Raw genomic sequence first — 23,930 nt, 5'->3', positions numbered from 1 at the left:
TCCTGAGCCAGGATCAAACTCTCATTAAAATTAGTTTGTCCGACTAAGCACTCTGGCTTATCCGTTTATTGTTTTTTTGTCATTGACGATTTATATAAATATAAATCACCCTGCACGTTTGGTTCGTCTTCTTTAATTTTCAAAGGTCTTGTCGTCCTTGCGACAACTATATCAGTATATCACATCCCTGATTTCCTGTCAACTACTTTTTGAAACTTTTTTTCGTTTCTACTTCGCCAACAGTCCCTCGCGAGACAACTTCATTATTCTATCATCTATAGCTAATACTGTCAATAGCTTTTTTCAAAAATTTTTAATTTTTTTCATCGGCTAGGTTCTAAAAGCCTGATCAACAAATGCTTCAAATGATAGCTTGATTATTCTATCAGCTAAAGAGTCAATTGTCAATAAGGAAAATTGGGTTTTAAGCAAAAAAGAAGACCAAGAGGTCCTCTCATGTGTGTTATTTCCGTTTCCGTGCGATCAGATGAATCGGCGTTCCTTCAAAAACAAAGGCTTTGCGAATTTGATTTTCCAAGAAACGCATGTAGGAGAAGTGCATGAGCTCTTCTTCGTTGACAAAGACCACAAAGGTAGGTGGCTTGGTCGCAACCTGGGTCGCATAGAAAATTTTCAAGCGTTTGCCCTTGTCGGTCGGTGTTGGGTTAATGGCAATGGCATCCATGATGACATCGTTAAGAACAGCCGACGGAATACGGGTATTCTGGCTTTCGCTAATGGCCTTGATCATCTCAGGCAACTTATGCAAGCGTTGCTTGGTCAAGGCCGATACAAAGATAATCGGTGCGTAAGACAAATACTGGAATTGGTCGCGGATATCGTCTTCCCATTTCTTCATAGTATGATTGTCTTTTTCAAGCGTATCCCACTTGTTGACAACGATAATCATTCCTTTACCAGCTTCATGGGCAAAGCCTGCGATGCGTTTGTCATACTCACGAATACCTTCTTCGGCATTGATGACCATGAGGACCACATCTGAACGGTCGATGGCACGCATGGCACGCATGACTGAATATTTCTCGGTATTTTCATAAACCTTACCAGACTTACGCATCCCTGCCGTATCAATCATGGTAAATTCTTGACCTTCTGGGTCTGTAAAGTGCGTATCAATGGCATCACGAGTCGTTCCAGCTACTGGAGAAGCAATCACGCGCTCTTCACCCAAAATAGCATTAATCAAGCTGGATTTACCAACGTTGGGACGACCAATCAAGCTGAACTTGATAATATCTGGATTTTCTTCAACCTCTTCATTTGGTAGGTTTTCAATGATAGCATCCAAGACATCCCCTGTACCAATCCCGTGGACAGATGACACAGGATAGGGATCACCTAGTCCAAGCGAATAAAAATCATAAATCTCATTACGCATCTCTGGGTTGTCGACCTTGTTGACAACTAAAATGACTGGCTTGTTGGTCTTGTAAAGGACGCGAGATACATACTCATCCGCATCGGTCACACCCTCTTTTCCAGACACGACAAAGACAATGACATCAGCCTCGCTCATAGCAATATCAGCCTGGTGCTTGATTTGCTCCATAAAGGGAGCGTCTACATCGTCAATTCCTCCAGTATCAATGATGGAGAACTTGCGATTGAGCCATTCAGCAGTCGCATAGATACGGTCGCGTGTCACACCTTCCACATCCTCGACGATAGAAATGCGTTCCCCCGCAATCCGGTTAAATAATGTTGATTTACCAACGTTGGGACGTCCCACGATGGCAATAGTTGGTAGAGCCATAGCTCCTCCTCTTCTCTTACAATAATTTATTTTTTTCTAAAATAACCTTGGTTTCAGCTTGTTCTGCCTGGCCAAATTGGGCTACAATCCGTTCTGACCACAATTCAGTCTGGCGGTCTCCAGCGTATACTGTCTGGATCTGATCGTAGGATTTGATGATTTCAATATCCTGCTCGACATACTCTTCCTCAAAGACAATTGCCTCTGTCGCCAAACGCGGTTTGACAGGATGAGCTTGAGCTGGAAGACCTAGTGCAATACAAAAAATCTGATAGGTATAGTCTGGTAAATTGAACAGCTCTGCCATTGCCAAAGCCTGATGACGAATCATGCCGATAAAGACACCGCCGTAACCTAGACTTTCCGCAGCAAGCAGGGCATTCTGACCAGCCAAAGACGCATCAACCGAGGAAATCAAGAGATTTTCCGTACCCTTGGCATCAAAATCGGTTCCGTGGAGTTCCGCTGCCTTGCTGGCACGATTGTGGTCGCCGACGAAAAACAGAATGGCCTTGGCCTGCAAGATAGCAGGTTGGGGCACCAAATCATACAGGGCCTGCTTTTTTTCCTCAGTCTGGATGACAATTATTGAGTAGGACTGGAAATTCTTCCAGCTGGAGGCAGCACGGCCAGCTGTGATAATAGCCTCTAAATCCGCCCGCTCAATCGGTTCATCTGTAAAACGGCGGACAGAACTATGGGCCAGCATCAAATCAATGGTTTCATTCATCGTCGGTTGATCCCTTTCAGGTGTAAATCTCGTGCCAAATAGCGAATGCGCTCCATGACACGTTTGGCCTGCCAGGTTTCATCACCAGACTTGCCAGAGGCGAAATGCCGCTCCAAATCATCAAGGGAGAAATTGGAAGTAAAGAAGGTCGGTAGATTTTCCTGCATGCGGTATTGAAGAATGACCTGTAGCACATCGTCACGCACCCACGGACTATGTTGCTCAGCCCCAATATCATCCAAGACCAAAACTTGAGCGGTCTTAATCTCGTCAATCTTATCCTTAACTGAACCGTCTTTGATGGCATTTTTTATATCCACCACAAAAGTCGGATAATGGAGCATGGTGGTCGACTGCAAATGCGTTTTAGACAAGAGATTAGCCAAATAAGCCATGAGATAGGACTTGCCAATGCCAAAATGACCGTAGATATAGAGTCCTTTGGGCTTTTCATCAAAGCGTTTGACAAAATCTGCAATGGCCAACATGATTTCCACCCGATTTTCATCGTTCTTATCAATGTCCGCCACCGTCACATTTTTCAGACTGGCTGGCATATTGATGAGCTGAATGCGATTTTTGATAGCTTCCAGACGACGATACTCAACCAATTCTGCCGTTTCCAAATAGGACACGTCCGCATAGCCCTCATTCATAATGAGAACAGGCTGGTAGCCCTTAGCCATATAACTTTCGTCTTGCTTGAGAAACTGGTCGCGCTGGCTGATATATTCCAAAAATTTGGAAATAGACAAGGTAATTTCCTGCTGTGTCAAACCTTGTTCTTTTATAAAGTCAGCCACATCTGCATCCGCTACAATCTCCTGGTAGAGTTCTTGATAGGACTTGCGACTAGAGTTGGCTGTTTGTGACAGCCTGTCTTGCACTGATTTCATCAGCCACCTCCTTGTGTTTCCATTTCTTCCAATTCGCGATAGAGGGCGGCTAGTTGGGCCTGTCCTTCTCTCGTTTGCTCTTGCTTAACTTCTTCCTTGCTCCAGTCCGGCACATTAGTTGCTGACACTTGCTTGTTCAGGACACTTGCCTTCTTGTTGTTTCCTGCTTTCAATTCCCTCAGATAAAGGACAGCTGCCTCTGCATTTCCAATCCCCTTATAGGAAAAATCATTGCCCAACTTGAGGGCGTATTTTTCATTGAGATTGGCCGAATCCACCTTATTAAAAGTGTAAAGAACAAGGACATTGATAACTTCATCCAAGAGACCAATTTGAGCCAAATCTGTCAGGCACTTGCGCTCCGACTGGGTCACTGCTGCCTTTCTTTGTTCCTTAATGAAGACCAAAAATTCCAGACTAGACTTGGACTTGGCCTCACGAACGATGATTTTTTCCTGGTCTGTGAGCCCACTCGTTTGTTTAGCGGAGGCTTGGTCTGACTGTGACAGTCGTTTGGTCGAAATAACCTGGCCGATAGCCGTTTCCTTGACCTTGTGATAGGTTTCCAACCAGGTCCAGCCGGACCGCTCTGCTATGTGACTAAGAGCAATCACATCGTCCGTCTCATCCTGAAATCGTAGCTGGTCCTTGGCCATCATAGCCTTGAAGGCTGACCAGTCAAAGTCCCTCTTACTCTTAGCTACAGGAGAAATATGTCCTTCCACATCAAAAACGTCTGAGAAAGATTTGGAAACATTCTTATCCTGGCTAGGGCTAGCGGGTATGAGATTCTCCACAGAAACCTCGCCAATTCTTTGCTCAAGAAGATGCCGATACAAGGGCTTGCCTAAAAATTCTCCGACACTTAAAGGAGGCATTAGCTCTAGGCCCCTAGTCTCGTCAAGCTGATAAATCTTCAACAGACCCACTGCTGACAGAATATCCAGCGCCTGCTGCAAGCGATGAAAGCCAACATTCATGTGATTTAGAATGCTAGTCCATTGGTAACGCCCCTGCCCCGAGTCACCAAAACTATATAAATAGTAATACAGCGCTAGCGCATCCAAACCGATGATGGGCTGGTAACATTTGCTCAGACTGATTACATCAGGTGCAAAATTCCCAGCTTTCAGATAGGTAAAGGGATCATTTGGTTTCATCTTTGGCACCTGGTTTCACTTTTGACCCCTTAGAAATCATCTGCTTGAGCAAGTTTTCTAACTCACCAACATCTTTGAAAGAGCGATAGACAGAGGCAAAGCGTACATAAGTGATTTCATCTAGTTCAACCAATTCTTCCATGACCAAATTGCCGATAAAGTCACTTTCTACTTCGCTATCATTTTGGGCGCGAACCTTTTGTTCTATTCGATTGACCACCTGATCAATATCACCGGTTGATACTGGACGTTTCTGAGCCGAACGAATAATGCCATTAAAGATTTTCTCTCTCGAAAATTGCTCACGGGTGCCGTCTTTTTTAACAACTACTAGTGTTTTTTCCTCAATTCGCTCATAGGTGGTAAAACGCTGACCGCATTGGTCACAGGAACGGCGACGACGGATGGTATTCCCATCTTCTGCCTGGCGACTATCAACAACATTTGACTTCAAACTCTGACACTTTGGACAACGCATACTCTTTCTCCTACTTTGCTTTTATCACTTCAGTATAGCATAAAATAATCAAAAATAAAAGAAAGCGATAAGCACGCTTTCCTAAGTACTTTCAATCTGGTCATCCAGGCGATGGTGAACCCATTCCCTGACCAGACGGTAAATGACCGCAAAAATTGGTGTGAAGAAGACCATTCCTAGAAGGCCAAACAAATTTCCACCAATCAGGGCTGCAGCCAGGGTGAAGAGGGTTGGCAGACCAACCGACTGTCCAACTACGCGCGGATAGATTACATTACCCTCAATCAATTGAATGATTTGGAAGAGAACAATAGACCACAGAGCCAACAAAGGATTTTGTACCGCCACAAAGAGGGCACTAATCAGGCAGGCTGTAAATGGACCGATATAGGGAACGAAGGATAGGACCCCTGCCAAAATACCGGCCATGCTAGCATAGGGGATACCAGAAAGTCCATAGCTGACAAAGACCAGGACCCCAATAATAACGGCCTCTACAATTTGGCTCATCAAGAATTTATCATAGGTATCTATCACAACTTCCCCGACGTAGTTGATCAGACGAACTGCTTTCTGTGGCAGAGTAGCCTGCAAGAGTTTCCCCGTCATGGACTGCAGATGTTCCTTGCTTCCCAGGATAGCCAAAGTGAAGAAAAAGGCCATAACCAGGGTCATTGTGTTGGAAAAAATGCCTGTAACATTGGATACCAGATGAGACAGAACCGGAGTGACAATACTAGAAATAAAGTCTAGATTCCTAAATTGTTCAATAAAACCTGCAATCTGGTCACCAATCTGACCAGACAAGAAGCCATTGGACTCCAGAAAATCCGTAAGGGCTGTGACCGATTTTGGAATAGCCGTCCTGCTGACCGTTACTAGCTCTGAAACTGTCTTGGTCAGGGTTGGCAAAACAATCAGAACCAAACCTGTCACAATCATCACAAAGGCAATGAGGACCCCTACAATGGCCAAACTACGGCTGGATTTTTTCAAAAAAGCGACCTTTTCAAGCTGCACTTCCAGCTTTTTCATAGGTACATTTAAGATGAAAGCAATGATTGCTCCAATGAAGAGAGAGTTCATACTTGCTAGGACAAGCTTAATAATAGCGTACAAGGCCGACCAATTAAGGACAGCTAAGAGGATTGCACCCGCCAATAAAATCAGCAAGGCCTTTTCTTTAAACGACGAATTCATAATTACTCCTTAGATTTCTTACTAACAATACTAACACAAGCCCAGCAAAAAAGAAAGGACAAGCCTTTCTTACTTAGTCACGCATGGCATATCCAACACCGCGAACTGTCTTGATATAGGACGGTTTTCCAGCTACATCCAATTTCCCACGCAGATAGCGGATATAGACATCTACCACATTGGTTTCCGATGATGTCGCCTCGTATTTCCAAACCCGCTCTAACAATTGTTCGCGAGTGACAGGCTCAGGACTATTCATCAGTGTCGCCAGGAGATCGTACTCTCGACGAGTCAGGTTAATCAGCTCATCTCCACGGGATACCGTGCGATTTTGAAAATCGATTTTCAAATCTCGATAAGCAGCCTGCAAGGGAACCTGAGTACAATGATTGTCAATAAAATCCCGACCACGGAAAATAGCTGAAATCTGCTCGACCAATTCGCTGATGACAAAGGGCTTGACCACATAGGAAACCGCATAGGACAAGACTTCCTCACCATGCTCATCCACATCTGCCGAATCAATAGCCACAATCAGGACGGATGCAGGTTTGATAGCTAATAACTGCGTGGATAATTCCTTACTGGACATATCTGACAGCTGAAAACTCATGAGAATCAAATCAAAATCCGTCTCATGCGCCAAGGACAAAGCCTCCTGGCCAGTAGAAGCATAGTCCACCAAATAGTCCTTCTTCTGCAATTCCATGGAAACAAAATGCGAGAGATTGCGCTCACGACCTGCAATCAAAATTTTCTTAGCCATAATATCCTTATCTAATCGAAAGTTTCAAGACCATTTCAGTCAGAAAGAAGGGCGCTTGCACGCCCTACTTCTATTATTTATTTTTCGCTATACCAATCATAGTGGAAGACACCCTCTTTGTCCTTACGGTTGTAAGTGTGGGCACCAAAATAGTCGCGTTGTGCTTGGATCAAGTTTGCTGGCAAGTTCTCAGCGCGGTAGCTGTCAAAGTAAGTAATGGCTGCTGAGAAGGTTGGCACAGGAACACCTGCTTGAACTGCCAAGGCAACAACGTCACGGACAGCTTGTTGGTACTTAGCTGTTACGTCAAGGAAGTATTCATCCAAGAGCAAGTTTGCCAAATCTTCATCACGTCCATAAGCATCGGTAATCTTTTGCAAGAAACGAGCACGGATGATACAACCTGCACGCCAGATTTTAGCGATTTCGCCAAATGGCAAGTTCCAGTTATTTTCTTTAGACGCTACGCGCAATTGCGCAAAACCTTGTGCATAAGACATGATTTTTGAGAAGTAAAGGGCTTGACGGATTTTCTCCACCAATTCAGCCTTATCGCCGTCATAGGCAAATGGTGCTGGTTTTGGAAGGACCTTGCTAGCTGCCACACGCTCATCCTTGTAGGTTGAGATATAACGGGCAAATACAGATTCTGTGATGAGTGACAACGGCACACCCAAATCAAGTGATGATTGACTAGTCCATTTACCAGTACCCTTATTACCAGCCGCATCCATGATATAGTCAACGATTGGCCCTTCTTGACCTTCATCATCCTTACGTTGCAAAATATCCGCAGTGATTTCAATCAAGTAGCTGTCCAATTCACCCTTATTCCACTCAGTAAAGATGTCAGCCATTTCATCTACCGAAAGACCAAGCAGGTGTTGCATGAGGTCATAAGACTCAGCAATCAACTGCATGTCGCCATACTCGATACCGTTGTGGACCATTTTTACATAGTGACCAGCGCCATCTGGGCCGATATAAGTCACACATGGAGCGCCGTCCTCTGGAGCTTTTGCAGAAATTTCTTCCAAGACATCCGCTACTAATTCGTAGGCTTCTTTTTGACCACCAGGCATGATAGACGGACCTTCAAGGGCACCTTTTTCACCACCGGACACACCTGTACCGATGAAATTGATGCCTGAATTTGCCAATTCTTTTGAACGGCGAATGGTATCTTCGTAGAAGGTATTTCCGCCATCAATCAAAATGTCTCCTTCATCCAAGTGTGGCAAGAGAGATTGAATAGTTGCATCTGTACCAGGTCCTGCTTGAACCATGAGCATGATACGGCGTGGTTTTTCGATAGATGCGACAAAACTTTCCACATCATAGCTTGGTACCAAGTTTTTGCCTGGGTTGCTAGCTACCACATCTTCTGTCTTATCAGCAGAGCGGTTGTAAATGGCTACTGTGTAACCACGTGATTCAACGTTAAGAGCAAGGTTACGACCCATAACGGCCATCCCTACTACACCAAAGTTTGCTTTTGTCATGTATACTAACTCCTATAATTACTATCTTCTATTATACACCGAAAAGAGTCTAGTGGCAAGAATTTTCTGATAATTTAACCTTCCGACATTTTTCTGAATCTTTCACTAGCTTTTTCACTCATCGAACAAGCCCTGCAATTGAGCAAATGGACTATTAGCCTCTTTCTTTTCCTGGGCTTCCTGTTGGAAATCATCCTCGGTCATCAGGGTCCAAGATTGGCCCGACGGCAAATCCTGCCCAGCCTCTTCTTCTGGCGTCAAAACCTTGATAGGAATGTTGAGAATAATGTTGTCTGCGACACTTTCTTCTAGGACAATGCAGTCCTCTTCCACCACAAAAACCATATCTTCGTCAATCAAATCCTGGTCCTTGAGAGCAGCTTCATTGGCCACAAAGAGTTCGTTGACCTGCTCCTCACGACGTAAGACCACTGGCTGGAGCGAACGGCTAGAAGCTAGGGTAATGTCGTAGGTCATCTGGTAATCTAGGAAAAAGATCCCCGCCTCAAAATGGACACGACCAGACACCTGGACAGGCGATAGGTCCAAAACCTCGCTGGAACGCCCCTGAACTTCCTGGCTCAAATCCAGTGTTTTCTCAAAAGAAATACCGTCTGGATTTTTCTGAATATCGTAAATGTGAAACATAAGCCCTCCTATTCAGCGTGTTCTGTAATGTAGTTGTAGACTTCCTGTCCAGCTACTGCACCATTTCCAACAGCCGTCGCAATCTGACGGAGCTGATTTTGGCGAATGTCGCCGATGGCATAGATGCCATACTTGCTGGTTTCCATTTTTTCATTGGTCACAACCCAGCCAGCCTCATCGGTAATACCCAAATCCGCAACGCTTTCAGTCATCGGATCCAGCCCTACATAGATAAAGACTCCGCCAAATTCAAGCTCTGACAATTCTTCAGTCTTGACATTCTTGATAACCACGCTTTGCACGCGCAGGTCATCTCCTTTGATTTCCTCGACGACACTGTCCCAGATGAAGTTGATTTTTTCATTGGCAAAAGCTCGGTCTTGGATAACTTTTTGGGCACGTAGCTGATCTCTGCGGTGAACGATGGTCACAGACTCTGCAAATTGGGTCAGGAAAAGCGCCTCTTCCACGGCAGAATCTCCCCCTCCGACAACCAAAAGTTTTTGCTGACGGAAGAAGGCTCCGTCACAGACCGCGCAGTAGGAAACCCCGCGGCTGTTGTAGGTATCTTCACCTGGAACTCCCAGCAGACGGTGTTTGGCACCCATGGCTAGGACAACCGTCTTGGTCTCCAAAACGCTATCTTCGGTAATCACTTTTTTAACAGGTCCATCTTCTTCAATGCGGATGAGGGGCCCGAAAATATGGTCCACACCGAATTTTTCAAGGGGCTCAAACATTTTTTCAGCCAAAGCTGGTCCAGAAATATGGTCGTAGCCTGGATAGTTTTCAATCTCAGCGGTGTTGTTCATCTGGCCGCCATAAATACCGCGTTCTAGGAGGGCAACTTTGAGATTGCTCCGTCCTGCATAAAGTGCGGCGGTCATGCCTGCAGGACCTGCACCAATGACAATTGTATCGTACATTCTTTCTTCCTTCTATGCCTTCAGCATTAACAAAATGGCCACGATTCCAAAAGCTAAAATAGGGATGGTCATAATGTTAATGAGCAATAAATCATATAAAAATTCTTGGCGTTCTTGATAGGTCTTATCTCGATTTTTTAAAGCTCGAATTAGAAACCAAATCAAGCTCAGCAATACCACAATAATTGTGGCAATGAGTAGTCCTTGCAAATAGTTACTTAATATTGATTGTAACATCGGTCTCCCTCTGCTAACTCTTAAAAGGTTTGACGCTTAGCTTTGCGTTCTGCACGCCCCTTAGCACGCGCTTCCACTCGCTTGGTCTTACGACGTTTTTCGTCCACCGCCCACTGGATTTTCTTCTTATAGCCCGGCTTGATTTTCTTTTTCTTCTTCTTGACCAGACCAATCATCTCGATGTCCAATTTCTCACGTGTCTTTTCACGTTGAACACGACGATCACGGTCATAGGTATCGACAAATTCGCCGTCCTTCATTTCTTTGGGCAAGAACTTGATATTGAGTTTTTCCAACTCACGAATATCGGCATCATCGCTCGGTTGATAAAGGGTAATGGCAATACCTGACAAACCATTGCGTCCTGTCCGACCGACCCGGTGAACAAAGAAGGACAAGTCCTGCGGAATGGCATCGTTGATGACATGGCTGACTCCTTCAATATCAATCCCACGAGCCGCCAAGTCTGTCGCTACGATATACTGATAATCCAAATTCTTAACTTGGTTCATGATACGCTTGCGTTCACGAGGTGGAATATCTCCGTGAATTTTAGCCACGCGCAATCCATTTGAAAGCAAGTAGCTGTGCAATTCATCTGCCCGAGTCTTGGTATTTACAAAAATCATGGCTAAATAGGGCTGCATGAGCCTGGTTGCTTCCAAAATTTGAGCATTGCGGTCGCGCCCTTTTGTCGAAATCAACCAGTTTTCAATGGTATCCGAAATGACTGTCTGGGTCTTGATTTGTTCCATGACAGGATTGGACAGGTATTTTTTCAAGAAAGGCTGGAGCTTTTGCGGAATGGTCGCGGAAAAGACCATGAATTGCAAATCTTTCGGCAGGCTCCCAGCAATCTTATCCACCGTCTCCAAAAAGCCCATGTCCAAGGTCATATCCGCCTCATCAACGACAAAGGTCTTAGCCTTATGAATAGCCAAATCACCCGATTGAACCAAGTCGTAAATCCGACCCGGCGTTCCGACAACGATATGGGGCTGACCAGCCTGCAATTTGTCAATCTGGCGATTTTTATCCGTCCCACCGACATAGTTAGACACACGGACTTCAGGTTGAAAATGCCCTGCCATCTGCTTGGCTGCTTGATAAATCTGGGTCGCCAATTCACGCGACGGAGCTGTGATAACAGCCTGCACCTGGTCCAGCTCTTCGTCCAATTTTTGGAAAATCGGAATTAAAAAGGTATGGGTCTTGCCCGAACCAGTCTTGGATTCTCCAATCAAGTCACGACCAGATAGCACCACAGGAATCAATTTTTCCTGGACCTCTGTCGGCGTGACAAAGTTAATCTCTTTCAAAGCCGCCTGGATGGACGGCTTAAGTTTCATATCTGTATATTTCATAATGTCCTCTTTTTCTGATTCCTTTCATTATACCATTTATTAGAATGACAAGCAAAAAGGACGGATGGGCATCGAAAAATTCAAAGCTTCATATCTATCGCCATTAAAAGAGACCAAAACATCCGTTTCAGTCTCTTCATTGTTTCATTTAATCCAACAACTTCTGCAATTCTTGGGCTAGTAATTGTTGAGCAACTTGTGGATTGGCCTGACCTTTTGTTGCCTTCATAAGGAAACCTGTAAAGGCCTTGTCCGCATTGCGTTTGCCGGACTTGAAGTCAGCTACGGCTGCCTCGTTATCCGCAAAGACTTGGTGGATAATCGGAATGAGGACCGCTGGGTCTGAAATCTGTACCAAGCCAGCTTTCTCAACGTAAGCCTTAGCAGAGCCACCTTCTTTCGCCAAGTGAACAAAGACTTTCTTGGCAATCTTAGATGAAATAGTGCCATCCGCAATCAAGGCAATCATCTCAACCAAGTTTTCTGGTGTCAAAGCGATTTGCTCAATAGTCTTACCTTCAGCATTGAGGAATTGAGCCACCTCACCCTGCAACCAGTTGGATACCTGCTTAGCATCGCCACCTGCTGCTACTGCCGCTTCAAAGAAGTCAGACAGGGCCTTGGTAGAGGTCAACTGACCTGCATCATAGGCTGTCAAGCCCAAGTTCTCCACATACTGAGCACGGCGAGCCTTTGGAAAGACTGGCAATTCTGCACGCACTTCCTCAATCCAACTATCATCAATCTCATAGAGCGGTAGGTCTGGCTCTGGGAAGTAACGGTAGTCAGCTGATCCTTCTTTTACACGCATGAGAATGGTTTCCCCAGTAGATTCATCATAACGACGTGTTTCCTGCTGGATTTGACCACCTGAACGTAATATTTTGGCCTGACGTTCTACTTCATACTGCAAGCCCTTGCGAACATAGTTGAAGGAGTTGAGGTTTTTCAACTCAGTCTTGGTACCAAATTTTTCTTGACCATAGGGACGAAGGGAAATGTTAGCATCCACGCGCATAGACCCCTCTTCCATCTTGACATCTGAAATACCAGTGTATTGGATGATTTCTTTAAGGGCTGTCAAGTAAGCATAGGCCTCCTCAGGCGAGCGCATATCGGCTTCTGACACAATCTCAATCAATGGCACTCCTTGACGGTTAAGGTCCACATAAGAGTAGCCGTCTGTACCGTGGGTATTCTTACCCGCATCCTCTTCCAAATGCGCACGTTCGATACGAATTTTCTTGGTTGAACCGTCTTCTAGCTCAATCTCAATCCAGCCATTGTAGCCAATCGGCTCGTCAAACTGGGAAATCTGATAGGCTTTGGGATTGTCAGGATAGAAATAGTTCTTACGGTCAAAGTGCATATCCTTGTGAATGTCCATATTCAAGGCCAAGGCAGCTTTAATTCCAGCATCCACAACACCCTTGTTAAGAACAGGAAGGACACCTGGGAAGGACCAGTCAATCACGTTGGTATTGGCATTTGGATCCTCACCAAAATGCGCAGATGAAGGTGAGAAAATTTTCGAGTTGGTATTCAACTCCACATGGACTTCTAGACCAATAATCGTTTCAAAGTTCATTAGTTGGCACCTCCAAAAATCACTGGTTGTTGCTTGTGGTAATCTGTTGTCGCTTCAAAGGCCGCAGCCACTTGGTAAATGGTCTCTTCTGAGTATTTTGGACCAATCAACTGCAAACCAACTGGCAAGCCTTCAACAAAACCAGCAGGAATAGAAAGACCAGGAAGACCTGCCAAGTTTACAGGAATTGTTAACAAGTCCGCCAAGTACATAGCCACAGGGTCATGGTTGAGCGTGTCCAACCCAAAGGCAACCGTCGGAGCTGTCGGCCCCAAAATCAAGTCATAGTCCGCAAAGACTTTTTCAAAATCTTGGATAATCAAGGTCCGCACCTGACCAGCCTTCTTGAAGTAGGCATCGTAGTAACCAGATGACAAGCTAAATGTCCCTAACATAATACGACGTTTGACTTCCTCACCAAAACCTTGGCTACGGGTTTTCACGTAAATCTCATCCAAGTTTGTCGCATCTTCTGCACGGAAACCATAGCGGATACCGTCAAAACGTTGTAAGTTAGAAGACGCCTCTGAGGAAGCAATGATGTAGTAAACGGCAACCCCATACTTAGAATGTGGCAGGCTAACTTCCTCAATAATCGCCCCCAGGCTTTCCAAGTGCTTAGCCGCCTTGAGAATGGTTTCCTTGACCTGTGGATCAATCCCTTCGCCCATGTATTCTTTTGGCATAGCAATTTTCATGCCTTTAATGTCTTGACCAATCTTGCTAGTAAAGTCTGCAATCTCATTAACAGTAGATGTAGCATCCTTAACATCATGGCCAGCAATGACGTTGAGCAACTGGGCATTTTCCTTGACAGTCTGAGAGAAAGGACCAATTTGATCCAGGGAGCTACCGAAGGCAATCAAACCAAAACGAGAAACCGTTCCATAAGTCGGCTTAATACCGACAATTCCGTTAAAGGCCGCAGGCTGGCGAATAGAACCACCTGTATCTGAGCCCAAGGACAGGCGAACTTGACCAGCCGCAACAGCAGCCGCAGAACCACCTGATGAACCACCCGGCACTTTTGTCTGGTCCCAGGCATTTTTCGTCGGCTTGAAGGCAGAATTTTCATTGGAACCACCCATCGCAAATTCATCCATGTTGGTCTTACCGATGACAATCATATCCTTGGCATAGGCCTGAGCAACAGCCGTCGCATCAAAAATCGGTTCATAATTGTAGAGCATTTTTGACGCAGCCGTTGTCAAAATACCCTTGGTTGAAATATTATCCTTAACCGCCAAAGGAATACCGGCCATGACATTGTCCGCATCAATCCCTTTTTGGTCGAGGGCAGCTGCCTGTGCCAAAGCCTTGTCTTCATTGATACTCAAAAACGCATCCACAACAGCTTCGCGGCTCTGAATATCTTCAATCGTCGCCTTGGTCAACTCGACCGCAGAAATCTCTTTTTTGACCAGGAGGTCGTGCAATTCATCAACTGTTTTATTATTCCATGTCATTAGGCATCTCCTCCCCCGTCTAAAATAGCTGGTACCTTGATGTAGAAATCTTTACTTTCAGGTACATTTTTGAACAAGTCCTTACGACTTTCACCCTGCTCTGCCACATCGGCACGCAAGACATTTTTCCGGTCTGCCATGGTGGTCGTCACTGGCACACCTGTCGTATCCACCTCATTTAACAACTCAACCATATCAACAATCTTGCTCAAGGTCGTTGCAAATTCCGCCGTTTCCTGGTCTGTAAATTCCAGCTTAGACAGCTTGGCAACGTGACGCACCTCAGCCTCAGAAATCTTCATACTTACCTTCCTCCTATTGGAAATTTATCTTCTCATTATACCATACTTTAGAAAGAGGACAAAGAACCAAATAACCTCATTTGTCAGCTTTTAGGCATGAAAAAACCAGCCTGATTGGCTGGTCAGAATCACTAGTCAATAATGGTCGCACCGAGCACATGCTGCAGATGGTTGAGGGCGAATTGATGATTTTCCTCTGTCAAAGCCGCAATTGCTGAAGAAATGACTTCAATCTTATAACCTTTGTTATAAGCATCAATGGCGGTATGGAGCACACAAATATCGGATAAAACACCCGTCAAAACCACTGTATCAATCCTTCTTTCCCGCAAACGAACATCCAAATCCGTTCCAGAAAAGGCTGAATAATGGCGTTTGTCCATCCAACGCACACGCGCATGGTTCTGATATTCAGCATAAAAATTCGCCAGGGGAACATACAAATCACGACCACTGGTGCCCATGATATTATGCGGTGGGAAGAGCTTGCTTTCTGGATGCAAATCGTCGTCCACCTCATGCCCATCAATGGCAAAGACAATATAGTCCCCACGGTCAAAGGCTTCTTGGGTCACTTGCGCAATTCGGTCTGCAATAGCTTGAGCAGGCTTACCAGCTGTCAATTTGCCATCGTCCGCTACAAAATCAACCGTATAATCAATCGAAATCAGCGCTTTTGTCATCTTAGTAGTCACGTTTTTTAATCTCATCAAAAATAGCAGGAATCAGAACTTTCAAATAAGTCCCCTTCATACCCAAAGAACGGCTTTCAATAATACCAGCACTCTCCAGCTTACGAAGAGCATTGACAATCACCGAACGAGTAATACCGATACGGTCTGCAATGACAGAGGCCGTCAACTGACCTTCATTGCCATCCAACTCACCCAAAATCGCAGCTACAGCCTTCATTTCTGAGTAAGAAAGCGTATTGACCGCCATATTGACCGCTGCCCGACGACGAATATTCTTCTCATCCTCTTCCCGCTGGAAGTTGAGCAACTGGATACCAACCACCGTCGCCGCAATCTCCACCAAAATCAAATCATCATCGTGGAACTGCTCATCATTGCGCCAAATAATCAACGAACCAAAACGAATACCCGTCACGTGAATTGGTGCAATGGTCGTCAAACCATTTGGATAGGTCGAACGAGACTCAACCGGAATAGCTGTCAATTCACTCTCCACCGGCAAGTTGACCTGCGTGTCATAAACTTGCGCAATGGCCTTAACATACTCTTCCGGATATTGCTTATTGACATAAAATTCTTCCACACGATCATTATTGGTTTTGTAGTTCATGTGGTAGCCAAGGATTTCTCCTTCCGCATTGATAATACAAGTATTACAGTCGATAATTGCAGACAGGTGGTCTGCAATCGCGTTATAAGGCAGTTCTTCTGCCAATTGTTCTTCGGAACGCTTTAAAATCGACGTAATATTCCGTGTTTTTTCTAATAATGTTGCCATAAATTCCTCTTTACACTGTAATTATATTTATTATACCGAATTGTTTGCCAAATTTCAACAATTATCAGAAAATTTACTATTTTTAGAAAAGTATATATTTTTTTAGGTTTTTATAGCCATTTAAAAGAAAAAATCAGGTATTTCTACCCGATTCTAGAAACTGTATTCACAAGTAAGGTCCCTTTAGACAAGAAATAGTTTTTTTCCTACTCAAGGTCGGTTGAGATGGAATACTGACTGTATTTCGAGAAAAACTAGCCTTCTCTCAGGTGCCAAACTGTGAATACAGGGGATTAGCTTAATCTTTCTTATCCAAAGCTCGCAACATCTCATCAATCTTGTTGCCGTATTCAATGGATTGGTCCTTTTCGAAGACCAAATCAGGAATCTTGTAGAGGGTCAACTTACGTCCCAATTCCCGTTTGATGGTTCCTGTCGCTTTTTGCAGACCAGTTTGAGCCTTTTGATTGTCCGAAGCCAGATTACTCATAATGGTGTAGTAAACCTTGGCCATGGACAAGTCACCGACCATCTGTACATCTGTAATGGTCACGCCCTGCACACGTGGATCACGGACTTTCTTTTGCAAAATCTCATTGACTTCGCGCTTGATTTCCATCCCTACGCGATCTGTACGAAAATGATTTGCCATAGGAACTCCTTTCTATTTCCTTATAAAGCGAAGAGGTTGCCTTTCCAACCTCTTACTTGCTTATTATTTCTTAATTTCTTCCATAATGTAAGCTTCGATGGTATCATCTACCTTGATGTCATTGAAGTTTTCAATCATGAGACCACCCTCTTGGGCATTTCCAACTTCCTTGACATCGTCCTTGTAATGTTTCAAGCTAGACAATTTACCGTCGAAGACAACGACACCGTCACGGATAACGCGGACGCTTGAATCACGGGTAACCTTACCACGGATAACCATAAATCCACCGATGGTACCAACTTTGGATACCTTGAAGGTCTCACGGATAACTGCTTCACCAATGATTTTTTCTTCGTACTCAGGATCCAGCATACCCTTCATGGCATCTTCCATTTCCTCGATAACCTTGTAGATAATGCTGTGGAGACGCACTTCAACATCGTCCGTTTCTGCCTGCTGGCGCGCTTCTGCCGTTGGACGAACGTTGAAACCGACAATCAAAGCATTCGACGCTGCTGCAAGAGTCACGTCTGACTCATTGATGGCACCGACTGCAGAGTGAACGATATTGACACGGACACCTTCGACTTCAATTTTTTGAAGAGATGATGCCAAGGCCTCAACCGAACCTTGCACGTCTGCCTTGATAATCACGTTAACAGACTTGACTTCACCGGCTTTAAGAGTATCAAAGAGGTTTTCAAGACTGACACGTTGCGTAGCCTGACGTTGTTTGAGAAGGGCACGTTTGGCACGTTCTTCACCTGCTGCACGCGCAGATTTTTCATCTTCATAGACCGCGAAATGGTCACCCGCCATTGGCGCCTCGTTAAGACCAGTAATCGAAACAGGTGTGGATGGTCCCGCAACTTTGACACGACGACCAAGGTCGTTTGTCATGGCACGAACACGTCCGAAGGTATTTCCGACAACGATTGGATCTTGGACATTAAGAGTACCTTGTTGAACCAAGAGGGTCGCAACCGCACCTTTTCCTTTATCCAAATGCGCCTCGATAACTGTACCGATGGCACGAACAGTGGGATCAGCCTTGAGCTCTTGGATTTCCGCTACAAGAAGCACCGTTTCCAAGAGTTCGTCGATGTTTTGGTTGAACTTGGCTGAGATTTCAACAAATTCAGACTCGCCGCCCCAAGCTGTTGAGATTACACCATGCTCTGCCAATTCACCGATTACACGCTCTGGATTGGCACCTGGTTTATCAATCTTGTTGATAGCAACAATAATTGGGACATTGGCAGCCTTAGAGTGGTTGATTGCCTCGATGGTCTGTGGCATAACACCGTCGTCCGCCGCTACTACAAGGATGGTCAAGTCGGTAACAGAAGCACCACGGGCACGCATAGAGGTAAAGGCCGCGTGTCCTGGCGTATCCAAGAAGGTAATTTTCTTGCCAGCATCCTCAATCTGGTAGGCACCGATATGCTGGGTGATACCACCAGCCTCGCCTGTCGCCACACGAGAATTACGCAAGGTATCCAAAAGCGTTGTTTTACCGTGGTCAACGTGACCCATGATGGTAACAACAGGCGGACGTTCAACCATTTCCTCTTCATTTAGGTAGCCCTCTTCTACAAAGAAACGCTCGATGTCTGCATTGTCCACTTCAACCTTTTCCTTGGCTTCAATACCATAATCCACCATGAGGAGTTCGATGGTATCTCCGTCAAGAGATTGGTTTTGAGTTGCCATAACCCCCATAAGGAAGAGCTTTTTAACAATCTCAGCAGGCTCGCGCTTGATCCGCTTCGCAATTTCTGCTACGGTCATACCAGCTGTATACTCAAACTCTGTTGGCAATTCATGGAATTTACGCTCTGTGACAGGTTTGGCAGTCTGATTGTTCTTACCTTTTTTATTCTTCTTGTTGTTATTCCAGTTACTTGTTCTTTGATTTCTCACTTGATTTTGACTATTTCGATTTCTTTGTTGTTTACGTGGACCATCTTCATCGTCACTATTAAAGTCACGCTTCTTATCTGGTCGAGCTTGTTTTTTACGACGCGTATCGACTGTACTTTCCGCTACCGCAGTTGGGACTGAAGCAGGTTTGGTTTCAGCGATTGGTTTTGTTTCCACAACCGGCTCTTCAAATTTGATTTCCTTTGGCTTCTTAGGCTGATCTTTAGCTGCCTTAGCCTGCAAGAAACGCTCCTCGCTTGTCTTAGCGTATTCTGCGTTCTGCTCAGCTTTCAAAGCTGCTGCACGGGCCTTGAAATCAATCTTAGGAGTAGCTGGACGAACCACTTCCTCCTGACGACGGTCGCTGCGATTAAAGCTACCATTTCCTCCGCGATTGTCTTGGCGGCGGTTGTCACGATTGTCGCGACGGTCTCCAAAGCGGTTTTCCTTACGGTCATTGCCCCCTTGGTTACCACGGAAATCACGGCGGTCGTTGCGGTTGTTGCCTTGACCAGCTTGGCCACTTTGACGGTTGTCACGACGGCCTTTCCCTTGTCCACCTTGGGCACGTTTGGCCGCTTGCTCCTTGGCACGCGCCTCACGTTCTGCCTTGAAGTTACGGCTCTGTGGACGATGAACCGGTGGAGCTGGCTTGCTAACCTCTTGGCTGACAGGTTTTGCTTCAACTGGCCTTTCATCTTTCGGTGTCTCCACCTTTTGTTCTGCCACCTTTGGCTTTTCTACAACTTTCTCAGCCTGTACGGGAGCTGGTTTGGGCGCCTCCGGCTTTTTAGCTGAAAAACTATCTGTAATTCGCTTAGCTCCCGCTTCATCAACACTCGAAGCATGGCTTTTGACATCAAAACCCAATTCTTGAGCCTTGGATACTACTTCCTTACTGCTTACACCCAATTCTCGGGCGATTTCATTCAATCTCTTCTTAGACAATGCCTTGTCCTCCTGTTCTATTCCATAATAGACCTCATCTTCTTTGTAAATCCAGCGTCTGTCACTGCAAGCACCTTTCTAGCCTTGCCGACAGCTGCACTCAATTCCAGCGTTGAAAACGCGGTTACAACTTCTACTTGATAGGTATGACTTTTATCTGTTACTTTTTTGCTTAAATTTCCGGCAGCATCATTGGCTAAAAAGACCAATTTTGCCTGCTGCTTGCGAATGGCATCAACGACCAATTCTTCCCCTGAAATCAGGCGACCTGCCCGTTGGGCCAAGCCCAGTAAATTTAATATTTTTTGCTTCTTATTCGAGTCCAAGCTCTCTCCTCTTGACCTTGTGGTCGACATAGGCAATCAATTCATCATAAAATTCTTCTGACACTTCCATGCTGAAGGAACGGTTGAAAACCTGACGTTTCTTAGCCTGGGCCGCCTCATCATTATCCAGCTTGATGTAGGCACCACGGCCATTTGCCTTACCAGTCGGGTCAATGAAAACCTGGCCCTCTTTATTTTTTACAATGCGGAGCAAATCCCGTTTGTCGATGATTTCACCGGACACCACAGACTTGCGTAAGGGTATTTTTCTAGCTTTTGCCATGGTTGCTCCTTGAATCTTATTCTACTTCTTCGGACGTTTCTTCGACAATTTCTGCCGCTGCATATTGGGCTGCTTCAATAGCTTCATACTCTGAAGCTGACTTGATATCAATACGGAAACCAGTCAGGTGAGCCGCCAGGCGGACGTTTTGACCACGACGACCGATTGCAAGTGACAATTTATCATCTGGTACAACGACTGTCGCGTGCTTACCATCTTCTGTGTCAAAGAGAACTTGGTCTACTTCAGCAGGCGCGAGAGCATTGTAGATGAATTCTGCCTCATCTGGCACCCACTCGATAACGTCGATGTTTTCCTCAACAGGCACCATACGGTCGTTCTTAGCATCGTAGCGAGCTGGGTGGAACTTGCTCGTAATTTTCTTGATATTTGAACCACCACGACCAACGATTGTACCGATAGCGTCCACGTTTGGATTGTGGCTACGAACAGCAACCTTGGTCCGGTCACCTGCCTCACGAGACACGCTCATGATTTCAACGGTACCATCGTAGACTTCAGGAATCTCCTGCTCCATCAGGCGTTTGATCATTTCTGGATGACTACGGCTCACAAAAACGTTGACACCGCGACCATTGTCCTCGACCTTATAAACATAAACTTCAATGCGGTCATGGGATTGGAAAACCTCACCAGGAATCTGGTCCTGCTTGGACAATTGTGCCTCAATAGTTCCCAAGTTAACATAGATGAAGCGGTTGTCGAACCGTTCCACCGTACCAGACATGATTTCATTTTCATGTTCCTTGTAGGTATTGTAGGTAATAGCACGCTTTTGCTTGCGCATTTTTTCCATGATGGTCTGTTTGGCTGACTGGGCCGCCACACGACCGAATTCAGCAGGATCTTCTGGGAATTTGATTTTATCGCCCATTTCGTAGGCAGATGAAATAGCCAAGGCATCCTTGAGGCTGATTTCCAAACGGCTATCAAAGACTTCATCTACGACTTCACGAACCGTAAATACGTGGAAATCGCCTTTCTTCTCGTCAAACTCAATAACAGCTGACTCTGATTGGCCATAGCGACGTTTGTAGGCTGAGCGGAGCGACTCTGTCACTGCTTCGATAATATCAACCTTGTTAATCCCCATGTCTTCCTCTAAAATTCGGAAGGCTTCTAGCATTTCTTTACTCATCTTGTTTTCCTTTTGACTTCAAAAGGTCCTTTCTTAAAAAATAAATCTATTAAATCTTAACAGCCAAACGGGCTTTGGCAACAGTCTGATAAGGAATGGTTACTTCTTTTTTACGGGTCTTGTCCATATATTCTAGAACCAAATCAGTCCCATCAAAAGACAAGAGGGTCCCCTCAAAAACTTTTACCTTGTCAATAGCCTGATAGAGCTTGACATTGATGTATTTTCCAACCGCCTGCTCAACAGCTGCCACCGTTTTCAAAGGACGCTCCAAACCAGGACTAGTCACTTCCAACATGTATTGGTCTGGAAATGGATCTGGTTTAATCCCATCCAGGAGCGGGCTGATGACCTCTGATAAGTCTGCCGTATCTTGCAGGGAAATGCCACCCTCCTTATCAACAAAAATGGACAGGACATACTCTCCACCCATCTTACCATATTCCACATCCACCAGCTCATAAGGGGGCTGGATGGTGGGAGCAATCGCCTCTGTGACCAAATCAACAATCGATGACATAGACACCTCCTTTGTTATATTAAGGTACAGGTAAAGGGTTGACTTGCGCCAACCCCCTTTACTTCTTATTTACTCCTATCATTCTAGCACATGCCAGAGAAAATAGCAAGAAAAACGATGCGAAAAGGCAGCCTGTACGAACTGCCTCCTCTTTTATTGTTTAAAACTGTGCTTCTACACGGTAGATAACTTGTCCTTTGTTCGAGAATTTCTCTTCATATTCGGTCATGACATTGCCTTCTAAACCATCCGCATGGAGGTCCAACCAGACCTGTTTGAGTGTCATGCCATATTGAGAAAAGCTGGCCAAGCTATATTCAAATAAACCACGATTGTCCGTTTTAAAATGAATCTCTCCCTCTTCAGGCAGTATTTCCTTATAGGTATCTAAGAAGGACTTGTAGGTCAAGCGACGTTTTTCATGACGTTTTTTAGGCCATGGATCTGAGAAATTCAGATACAATTGGTCAATTTCTGCTGGTGCAAAATAGTTAGTCAAACTAGATCCATCTACCTGGAGCAATTTAATATTGGGCAAACCAGCCTCAATAACACGGTCCAAGGCGTAGCTCAAGACCGTCATCTGAATGTCAATCCCAATATAGTTGATATCCGGATTTTGAGCGGCCATGCCTGTTACGAAACGCCCTTTCCCTGAACCAACTTCAATGTGGATAGGGTTGCTGTTTCCAAAAATTTCAGCCCACTTCCCCTTGCACTCTTCCGGATTGGAGATAACATACTGGGGATTATTGGCTAGGAGCTCACTAGCACCTTTACGATTTCTTACTCTCATTGATACTTATAAAAATTCTGTCTAAATAACCGCAGGGCATAGATTTCTAGATTCGCCGCCTCGGTATTGTTACTTTCAAGTTGTTTAGAAATTTGGTTAAGGAAGCCTAGTTGGCCATACCAATAAATCTTACTGATAACCGTACTGTTGTACTTGTAGCCATAGCCCTTGAGCCACTCTTCCCATTCCTGTCTAGGAATGTAATGGGTCAATATAAAGGCGACATCTAACATCCGATCGGTCACACAGGCTGTTTCCCAGTCCGTCAAATAAATCAGTCCACTTGTCGTTTCCACCCAGTTTTTATGGTGGAGATCCCCATGGACAAAGGTTGCCAAATCCTGTCTGAAACGCGGTGTGGTCTCCAACAATTCTCTGCAGATAGATTGCAGGTAGGAATTACCAGCTAATTGCTTGGGCGCTTCTTTTTGCCACTTCTTCACCAACTCCGCCGGCTCCAAATAGGTATAACTTAGTTGGAGAGCCTGATTGAGCAGAATGCGTGAAAAGTGCATTCTGACCAAAATTTGCTGGACCTGTTTCCCAGACATATCGTGACGATTAAGAGTCCGACCATTCAACCATTCCTGAACAGCTCGGTCTCCCACACCCAAATCCCTATCGCTACTTAAGATGGGTGGAGTGATTTGTTCCCGAGCCAGAGCATTGACAATCGGTGGCATTTCATACTTGACAAAAACAGGCGTACCATCTGGTCGCAAGCCTTTGTATGCTTTTCCGCTGTTTCCTGCAATAGACTGCAACTGTAGCCCGCTGGTATCAATCTGCATGCCATTCCTCCTTTAAAAA

Annotated in this window: 24 protein-coding genes and 2 pseudogenes; all 26 read right to left on the bottom strand. The window is 45.1% G+C overall.

Features of this window, described 5'->3' with window-relative positions:
• Window positions 1-463: 463 nt before the first annotated feature.
• The 26 genes and pseudogenes from der to ACHBHN_RS03360 all read right to left on the bottom strand — a co-directional run bounded on the left by der (window position 464) and on the right by ACHBHN_RS03360 (window position 23,911).
• Window positions 464-1,774, bottom strand: a complete 1,311-nt coding sequence (gene der / locus ACHBHN_RS03485) for a ribosome biogenesis GTPase Der (protein WP_105160208.1) — start codon at window positions 1,772-1,774, stop codon at window positions 464-466.
• Between the two features lie 16 nt (window positions 1,775-1,790).
• On the bottom strand, window positions 1,791-2,504 hold the full coding sequence (locus ACHBHN_RS03480; protein WP_161943007.1) for a nitroreductase family protein: 714 nt from the start codon (window positions 2,502-2,504) through the stop codon (window positions 1,791-1,793).
• On the bottom strand, window positions 2,501-3,400 hold the full coding sequence (gene dnaI / locus ACHBHN_RS03475) for a primosomal protein DnaI (RefSeq protein ID WP_105160209.1): 900 nt from the start codon (window positions 3,398-3,400) through the stop codon (window positions 2,501-2,503). The genes ACHBHN_RS03480 and dnaI overlap by 4 nt, the downstream gene beginning before the upstream one ends.
• Window positions 3,400-4,560 carry a replication initiation/membrane attachment protein gene (locus tag ACHBHN_RS03470; protein WP_105160210.1) on the bottom strand — a complete coding sequence of 387 codons (1,161 nt, stop codon included), beginning with the start codon at window positions 4,558-4,560 and terminating at the stop codon, window positions 3,400-3,402. The genes dnaI and ACHBHN_RS03470 overlap by 1 nt, the downstream gene beginning before the upstream one ends.
• The gene (gene nrdR / locus ACHBHN_RS03465; RefSeq protein WP_105160211.1) at window positions 4,547-5,038 is read right to left on the bottom strand and encodes a transcriptional regulator NrdR; all 492 of its coding nucleotides are present in this window, start codon (window positions 5,036-5,038) and stop codon (window positions 4,547-4,549) included. The genes ACHBHN_RS03470 and nrdR overlap by 14 nt, the downstream gene beginning before the upstream one ends.
• Before the next feature lie 81 nt (window positions 5,039-5,119).
• Complete coding sequence (locus tag ACHBHN_RS03460) at window positions 5,120-6,238, bottom strand: AI-2E family transporter (RefSeq protein WP_105160212.1); 1,119 nt, start codon at window positions 6,236-6,238, stop codon at window positions 5,120-5,122.
• A gap of 73 nt (window positions 6,239-6,311) precedes the next feature.
• Window positions 6,312-7,004 carry a DNA-binding response regulator gene (locus ACHBHN_RS03455; RefSeq protein WP_105111625.1) on the bottom strand — a complete coding sequence of 231 codons (693 nt, stop codon included), beginning with the start codon at window positions 7,002-7,004 and terminating at the stop codon, window positions 6,312-6,314.
• A 77-nt stretch (window positions 7,005-7,081) separates the two neighbouring features.
• Window positions 7,082-8,506 (bottom strand): NADP-dependent phosphogluconate dehydrogenase, encoded by a 1,425-nt coding sequence (gndA, locus tag ACHBHN_RS03450; RefSeq protein ID WP_172094883.1) that lies wholly within the window; start codon window positions 8,504-8,506, stop codon window positions 7,082-7,084.
• A 114-nt stretch (window positions 8,507-8,620) separates the two neighbouring features.
• The gene (locus tag ACHBHN_RS03445) at window positions 8,621-9,154 is read right to left on the bottom strand and encodes a DUF177 domain-containing protein (protein ID WP_105111623.1); all 534 of its coding nucleotides are present in this window, start codon (window positions 9,152-9,154) and stop codon (window positions 8,621-8,623) included.
• 8 nt (window positions 9,155-9,162) lie between these two features.
• A complete protein-coding gene (trxB, locus tag ACHBHN_RS03440; RefSeq protein ID WP_105122971.1) occupies window positions 9,163-10,080 on the bottom strand; it encodes a thioredoxin-disulfide reductase in 918 nt (305 codons plus the stop codon).
• A gap of 12 nt (window positions 10,081-10,092) precedes the next feature.
• A complete protein-coding gene (locus ACHBHN_RS03435) occupies window positions 10,093-10,317 on the bottom strand; it encodes a DUF4059 family protein (protein WP_105122970.1) in 225 nt (74 codons plus the stop codon).
• Window positions 10,318-10,337: 20 nt separating this feature from the next.
• Window positions 10,338-11,681 (bottom strand): DEAD/DEAH box helicase, encoded by a 1,344-nt coding sequence (locus ACHBHN_RS03430; RefSeq protein WP_394731674.1) that lies wholly within the window; start codon window positions 11,679-11,681, stop codon window positions 10,338-10,340.
• A gap of 148 nt (window positions 11,682-11,829) precedes the next feature.
• Complete coding sequence (gene gatB / locus ACHBHN_RS03425; RefSeq protein WP_125266110.1) at window positions 11,830-13,269, bottom strand: Asp-tRNA(Asn)/Glu-tRNA(Gln) amidotransferase subunit GatB; 1,440 nt, start codon at window positions 13,267-13,269, stop codon at window positions 11,830-11,832.
• Entirely contained in the window at window positions 13,269-14,735 is a 1,467-nt protein-coding gene (gene gatA / locus ACHBHN_RS03420; RefSeq protein WP_105111618.1) for an Asp-tRNA(Asn)/Glu-tRNA(Gln) amidotransferase subunit GatA, read from the bottom strand. Before gatA ends, gatB begins: the two co-directional genes overlap by 1 nt.
• Window positions 14,735-15,037: an Asp-tRNA(Asn)/Glu-tRNA(Gln) amidotransferase subunit GatC gene (gatC, locus tag ACHBHN_RS03415; RefSeq protein ID WP_105111617.1), complete on the bottom strand. Its 303-nt coding sequence runs from the start codon at window positions 15,035-15,037 to the stop codon at window positions 14,735-14,737. Before gatC ends, gatA begins: the two co-directional genes overlap by 1 nt.
• Before the next feature lie 131 nt (window positions 15,038-15,168).
• Window positions 15,169-15,720, bottom strand: coding sequence for a cysteine hydrolase family protein (locus tag ACHBHN_RS03410; protein WP_394733015.1), 552 nt, complete (start codon window positions 15,718-15,720; stop codon window positions 15,169-15,171).
• A 1-nt stretch (window position 15,721) separates the two neighbouring features.
• Window positions 15,722-16,510 carry a GTP-sensing pleiotropic transcriptional regulator CodY gene (gene codY / locus ACHBHN_RS03405; protein ID WP_105111615.1) on the bottom strand — a complete coding sequence of 263 codons (789 nt, stop codon included), beginning with the start codon at window positions 16,508-16,510 and terminating at the stop codon, window positions 15,722-15,724.
• 298 nt (window positions 16,511-16,808) lie between these two features.
• On the bottom strand, window positions 16,809-17,162 hold the full coding sequence (gene rbfA, locus ACHBHN_RS03400) for a 30S ribosome-binding factor RbfA (RefSeq protein WP_105111614.1): 354 nt from the start codon (window positions 17,160-17,162) through the stop codon (window positions 16,809-16,811).
• Between the two features lie 63 nt (window positions 17,163-17,225).
• Window positions 17,226-19,235: pseudogene (infB, locus tag ACHBHN_RS03395) on the bottom strand (translation initiation factor IF-2); the annotation flags it as partial.
• Between the two features lie 74 nt (window positions 19,236-19,309).
• Window positions 19,310-20,036 (bottom strand): annotated as a pseudogene (locus ACHBHN_RS03390) (translation initiation factor IF-2 N-terminal domain-containing protein); the annotation flags it as partial.
• 17 nt (window positions 20,037-20,053) lie between these two features.
• Complete coding sequence (locus ACHBHN_RS03385) at window positions 20,054-20,392, bottom strand: YlxQ-related RNA-binding protein (RefSeq protein WP_105111612.1); 339 nt, start codon at window positions 20,390-20,392, stop codon at window positions 20,054-20,056.
• On the bottom strand, window positions 20,349-20,645 hold the full coding sequence (gene rnpM / locus ACHBHN_RS03380) for an RNase P modulator RnpM (RefSeq protein WP_105111611.1): 297 nt from the start codon (window positions 20,643-20,645) through the stop codon (window positions 20,349-20,351). The genes ACHBHN_RS03385 and rnpM overlap by 44 nt, the downstream gene beginning before the upstream one ends.
• Before the next feature lie 16 nt (window positions 20,646-20,661).
• A complete protein-coding gene (gene nusA / locus ACHBHN_RS03375) occupies window positions 20,662-21,804 on the bottom strand; it encodes a transcription termination factor NusA (protein ID WP_125266113.1) in 1,143 nt (380 codons plus the stop codon).
• 49 nt (window positions 21,805-21,853) lie between these two features.
• Window positions 21,854-22,324: a ribosome maturation factor RimP gene (rimP, locus tag ACHBHN_RS03370; protein WP_394733017.1), complete on the bottom strand. Its 471-nt coding sequence runs from the start codon at window positions 22,322-22,324 to the stop codon at window positions 21,854-21,856.
• A 160-nt stretch (window positions 22,325-22,484) separates the two neighbouring features.
• A complete protein-coding gene (gene trmB, locus ACHBHN_RS03365; RefSeq protein WP_105111608.1) occupies window positions 22,485-23,120 on the bottom strand; it encodes a tRNA (guanosine(46)-N7)-methyltransferase TrmB in 636 nt (211 codons plus the stop codon).
• Complete coding sequence (locus tag ACHBHN_RS03360) at window positions 23,117-23,911, bottom strand: phosphotransferase family protein (protein ID WP_394733019.1); 795 nt, start codon at window positions 23,909-23,911, stop codon at window positions 23,117-23,119. Before ACHBHN_RS03360 ends, trmB begins: the two co-directional genes overlap by 4 nt.
• Window positions 23,912-23,930: the final 19 nt, after the last annotated feature.

The organism is Streptococcus sp. A22, assembly GCF_043674215.1.
GTDB classification, from domain to species: domain Bacteria; phylum Bacillota; class Bacilli; order Lactobacillales; family Streptococcaceae; genus Streptococcus; species Streptococcus suis_V.
Note: the sequence above shows the minus strand (reverse complement) of the source record. Positions and strands in the feature narration are given on the sequence as shown.